The organism is Faecalicatena contorta (assembly GCF_021531995.1).
Lineage (GTDB): Bacteria > Bacillota > Clostridia > Lachnospirales > Lachnospiraceae > Dorea_A > Dorea_A contorta_A.
Genome location: NZ_JAFBIZ010000161.1, coordinates 1 through 4617 on the forward strand (window position 1 = coordinate 1; position 4617 = coordinate 4617).

General features: G+C 42.9%; 6 protein-coding genes. All 6 read right to left on the minus strand.

The annotated features are described in order from the left end of the window. Positions 1-747: an amino acid ABC transporter ATP-binding protein gene (locus JQM82_RS14450; protein ID WP_328284224.1), complete on the minus strand. Its 747-nt coding sequence runs from the start codon at positions 745-747 to the stop codon at positions 1-3. Then, positions 737-1429: an amino acid ABC transporter permease gene (locus JQM82_RS14455; protein WP_235251102.1), complete on the minus strand. Its 693-nt coding sequence runs from the start codon at positions 1427-1429 to the stop codon at positions 737-739. Before JQM82_RS14455 ends, JQM82_RS14450 begins: the two co-directional genes overlap by 11 nt. A 24-nt stretch (positions 1430-1453) precedes the next feature. Continuing rightward, the gene (locus tag JQM82_RS14460; RefSeq protein WP_235251103.1) at positions 1454-2236 is read right to left on the minus strand and encodes a transporter substrate-binding domain-containing protein; all 783 of its coding nucleotides are present in this window, start codon (positions 2234-2236) and stop codon (positions 1454-1456) included. A gap of 141 nt (positions 2237-2377) precedes the next feature. Continuing rightward, entirely contained in the window at positions 2378-3205 is an 828-nt protein-coding gene (locus tag JQM82_RS14465) for an undecaprenyl-diphosphate phosphatase (protein ID WP_235251104.1), read from the minus strand. A 15-nt stretch (positions 3206-3220) separates the two neighbouring features. Beyond that, on the minus strand, positions 3221-4051 hold the full coding sequence (locus tag JQM82_RS14470; RefSeq protein ID WP_235251105.1) for an HAD family hydrolase: 831 nt from the start codon (positions 4049-4051) through the stop codon (positions 3221-3223). Then, positions 4041-4617 (minus strand): hypothetical protein (locus tag JQM82_RS14475; RefSeq protein WP_235251106.1); only part of this gene is annotated, 577 nt, incomplete at its 5' end. The genes JQM82_RS14470 and JQM82_RS14475, both read right to left, overlap by 11 nt.

Below are 4617 nucleotides of genomic sequence, written 5' to 3' on the forward strand. Positions count from 1 at the left end.
TTATAATACTTTTGATAAGAATTCCTGTAATCTGGGATCCTTCGGATGCTCGAAGAACTCTTGTGGTTCTGCCTGTTCTCTGATCTGTCCTTCATCCATGAAGATAACTCTGGATGCCACTTCTCTTGCAAATCCCATCTCATGCGTAACCACAACCATGGTCATTCCGTCTTTCGCAAGCTTTTTCATCAATTCCAGTACCTCTCCTACCATCTCCGGATCCAGTGCAGAAGTCGGCTCATCAAAGAGCATTACATCCGGATTCATGGCAAGTGACCGTACGATTGCAATCCGCTGCTTCTGTCCGCCAGACAGCTGGGATGGGTAAGCACCGGCCTTTGCATCCAGTCCCACCATCTCAAGAAGTTCCATGGCCTGTTTTTCAGCTTCTTCTTTGGACTTTCCAAGCAGTTTAGTCGGAGCAAGCGTAATATTCTGCAGAATTGTTTTATGCGGGAACAGATTAAAATGCTGAAACACCATTCCCATCTTCTGCCGGTGTTTATTAATATCTACATGTTTATCTGTAATATCGACTCCCTCAAAGTATACATGTCCTTCAGAAGGAACCTCCAGAAGGTTCAGAGAACGCAGAAAGGTAGACTTTCCGGAACCGGAAGGTCCCACCACTACCACAACTTCGCCTTTTTTGATCTCTTCGGATACTCCGTTCAGCGCGTGAAGCTTTCCGAACACCTTATGCAGATTTTCTACTTTAATCAATACTTCTCCGTTATTAGTGGTCACTGGTCCTTAACCTCCTTTCCAGAATGTTAACAAGTTTTGAGAATATCAAAACCATAATCAGATAGATAGCCGCTACCGCGATCAATGGCATAAATGCATCATATGTACGGCTTCTGATGATGTCTCCGCCCTTGGTAAGATCCTGCAGAGCAATATAACCGGATACCGACGTCTCTTTCAGAAGGGAGATAAACTCATTGCCAAGAGCCGGCAATACATTTTTAAATGCCTGCGGCATAATAATATGAACCATTGTCTGTGTATAATTGAATCCCAGACTCCTTCCGGCTTCAAATTGTCCATTGTCAATGGACATGATTCCAGACCGGAAAATCTCAGCAACATAAGCGCCGGAATTAATTCCGAACGCAAGAACTGCTACCACTACCTTACTGACATCCACACTTGCAAAAACTACAAAATAAATAATCAACAGCTGTACAACGACAGGCGTTCCACGAAATACCGTCAGATATAACTTACATATTGCATTTAATACCTTCAATTTTCCCGTCTTATCGTAAGTAGAACGCACAATGGAAACCAGAAATCCCAACGCAATACCTATAAGTACAGCAAAGAAGGTTACCTTTAAGGTAACCCCCAGACCTTCCCAGATGTATCTCCATCGTTCTTCCGCAATAAAGTTGTCCACAAACTTTTCTTGAAATGTCTGAATCATATTCTACATCCTTATCTTTATATTCTACTCTGCATCATCTGCTGAAATATATTTTGCAACGATTTCATCGATCTTTCCGGATTCTTTTAATGTTGCAAGAGCTTCATTGATCTGTGCAACAAGTTCATCATTGCCTTTTGCAACTGCAATCGCATATTCTTCTTCTGTAAATGCCTCATCCAGAATCTTCAGTCCTTCTGCCTGTGCAACAAATTCTTTTGCAGGCTCTCCATCGATCACAACTGCATCGATCTTGCCCTGTGTCAGTGCCTGAACTGCTTCAAATCCTTTATTGTACTGCTCTACTTCTGCATCCTCGATGTCTCCTGCGTAGATATCACCGGTCGTACCTAACTGCACACCAATCTTCTTTCCTACAAGATCATCCGGACCTGCAATATCACTGTCTTCTTTAACGATGATCACCTGTGTTGCTGTTGCATAAGTATCGGTAAAATCTACATTTTTCTTACGATCCTCTGTAACTGTCATTCCTGCTGCACCAAAGTCTGCTTTTCCACTTGTAACTGCCGGAATAATAGAATCAAATGCCATGTCTTCAATCTTTAATGTCATTCCCAGTTCATCTGCAATTGCCTGAGCAATCTCAGCATCAATTCCTACGATCTCATCGCCTTCATAATACTCATACGGCGGGAACTCTGCATTGGTTGCCATAACCAGTGTATCACTTTCTTTACCGGATTCTTCCTTTGATTCTGTTTCCTCTGTTTTAGATCCACATGCTGCAAGTGAAAATACACATGCTGCGATCAAAAGTGTGCTAATCAGCTTTTTCATATTCATTATTATTCCTCCAATTGTCCATTTATTCATTATATTGCATAAAAATGCATTTATAGAACATATTTTATCACATTTCCCGTAAAAAACAAGGGGCTTTTTCCACATATTTCAGAAAAAAAACCCCTTATATTATATACAATATTATGCAATAATCATCTGAATGATGGATACGATTACGATAATACCACCCAATATGATCCTGTAATACCCAAACACTTTAAAATCATGCTGCTTGATATAGCCCATCAGGAACTTGATTGCCACAACAGATACTCCGAAGGATATCAGGCATCCCAACATCAGCAGGCCGAATTCGGTACCGGTAAAATGAAAGCCGAACTTCAGAATTTTCAGAAAGCTTGCTCCAAACATGACCGGAATCGCCAAAAAGAATGTAAACTCTGCTGCTGTCTCTCTGGCCACTCCGACCAACAGTGCCCCAACGATCGTTGCACCAGAACGGGAGGTTCCTGGAATCAGCGCAAGCATCTGGAATACTCCGATCCACAAAAGCATCTGGATTGACAATTGTGAGATCTTTGTCACCTCCGGACGTCTGCCTTTGTTCCTGCTCTCAACCACAATAAACAGAACACCGTATACAATCAGCATCACAGCTACCGGAAATGGTTTATAGAACAGTTCATCCAGAAGATCATTGAACAGAAGTCCGACGATCGCTGCCGGAACGGATGCGATCAATACCTTGATCCACATCTGCCAGGTCAGCATTCTCTGCTTCTTTGTCTTTCTTTTTGAAAATGGATTAAGCTTATGAAAATACAATACGACAACCGCCATGATCGCTCCCAGCTGAATTACCACATTGAACATCTCCATAAATTCATCGCTGACCCCCGGCTTAAGCAGGTCTCCCACCAGGATCAGATGTCCGGTACTGCTGACCGGAAGCCACTCCGTAATTCCCTCTACAATTCCAAGAATAATTACTTTCAGAATATCTAACATTGTATACTCCTTTCTTTAATCCAGCACATATTTCTCAATAAATCTTGCAACCCCTTCTTCATCGTTGGATGTGGTAATATAATCAGCTGCAGCCTTCACCTCAGGAACTCCATTGGCCATCGCCACTCCGGTTCCCACCTTCTCCAGCATCTTCCGATCATTGGTTCCATCTCCGAAAGCCATGATCTCTTCTCCGGGGATTCCCAGGATCTGACCAAGTCTCAAAAGTGCGTTGCCCTTGTCTACATCTTTGGCATTGATCTCTACATTCTGACTCAATGCCCCCGTAATCTCTATATCCGTGATCTTCTCAAGCTCCTTAAGCGCCTCATCCTTATCAGCAAGCGAAGCAAAGATTCCCTGCACCTTATCTACCGGTCGGTTGGTCTCTATGAATTTGGCATGTACATCCGGTACCGGCCTTCTGGTTGCCACCATATAATCTGCCATAGGGCCCGGTTCTATGTATCGGTGAATATTCTTCAGCATCGTTTCTTCCGAGTATCCAATTCCGTCATAGTAGATCTCCCGAAGCGTATCGTATTTTTCAAATACAGAAAGAATTGCATATGCCTTGTCTACCGGAACCAGATTCTCATAGATTGTCCGATTCTCCTGCACGTCCACGATCCTTCCTCCGTTCGCCGTCACCGCATACCGGATTCCCGGAAAATGCATAATCTCTTCCGGAATACCACTCACTGGTCTTCCGGTTGCCGGAAGCACAATGATGCCCTGTGCAATCGCACGCTTCAGGACATCCTGTGTATAAGGAGTGAGTTTTTTTTCAGTCGTAAGAAGGGTTCCATCCAGATCCATTCCTATCATTTGGGTCTTAATCCTCATATGTAGTCAGTTCCTTTCCATCTTTTGAAAACACCAGAAGCTGCATACTTACCTTATCACTGCTCTGATCATACGCCATCTGCCCATGCTCCATCATCTTGTCTACAACCTCCTGTTTACCTACAGGTGCAAAGAGTACCGTATCCTTACACGGAACCATAATCATCAGATCATCTTTCAATTTATCTGCACATACTGTCCAAATATGCTTAAAGCACAATGAACTGGCCTCGTGATGTCCGTCTGCCACGATCCCAAATCCTCCATACCAGGTATTGGCAATCACATACTCCACATCCCGTATCAGATTCTCACAGGCAGTATGATAAAGTCCTATAATGTCACACTCAGGTGGAAGCATATTGTCTTTTAAAATCTCAAACACATCTTCCCCCCTCTTTATTACAAATATAATCTTCAGTTCACCCAGAAATGCCATCACCGGAGTATCTTTTTCAGAAAAGCGTTTCCCGTTCAATGCCTGGGAATCTCTTAGCTCTTCTTTTACCCATGGATAGATTTTATCTTTAATTTTATCGAATTGATAATGCTCTTCCTCATATTTC

Bases quoted from the DNA above. Each gene is read 5' to 3' on its own strand.
- JQM82_RS14455 (WP_235251102.1), bottom strand. From the start codon at position 1,429: ATGATTCAGACATTTCAAGAAAAGTTTGTGGACAACTTTATTGCGGAA.
- JQM82_RS14460 (WP_235251103.1), bottom strand. From the start codon at position 2,236: ATGAATATGAAAAAGCTGATTAGCACACTTTTGATCGCAGCATGTGTA.
- JQM82_RS14465 (WP_235251104.1), bottom strand. From the start codon at position 3,205: ATGTTAGATATTCTGAAAGTAATTATTCTTGGAATTGTAGAGGGAATT.
- JQM82_RS14470 (WP_235251105.1), bottom strand. From the start codon at position 4,051: ATGAGGATTAAGACCCAAATGATAGGAATGGATCTGGATGGAACCCTT.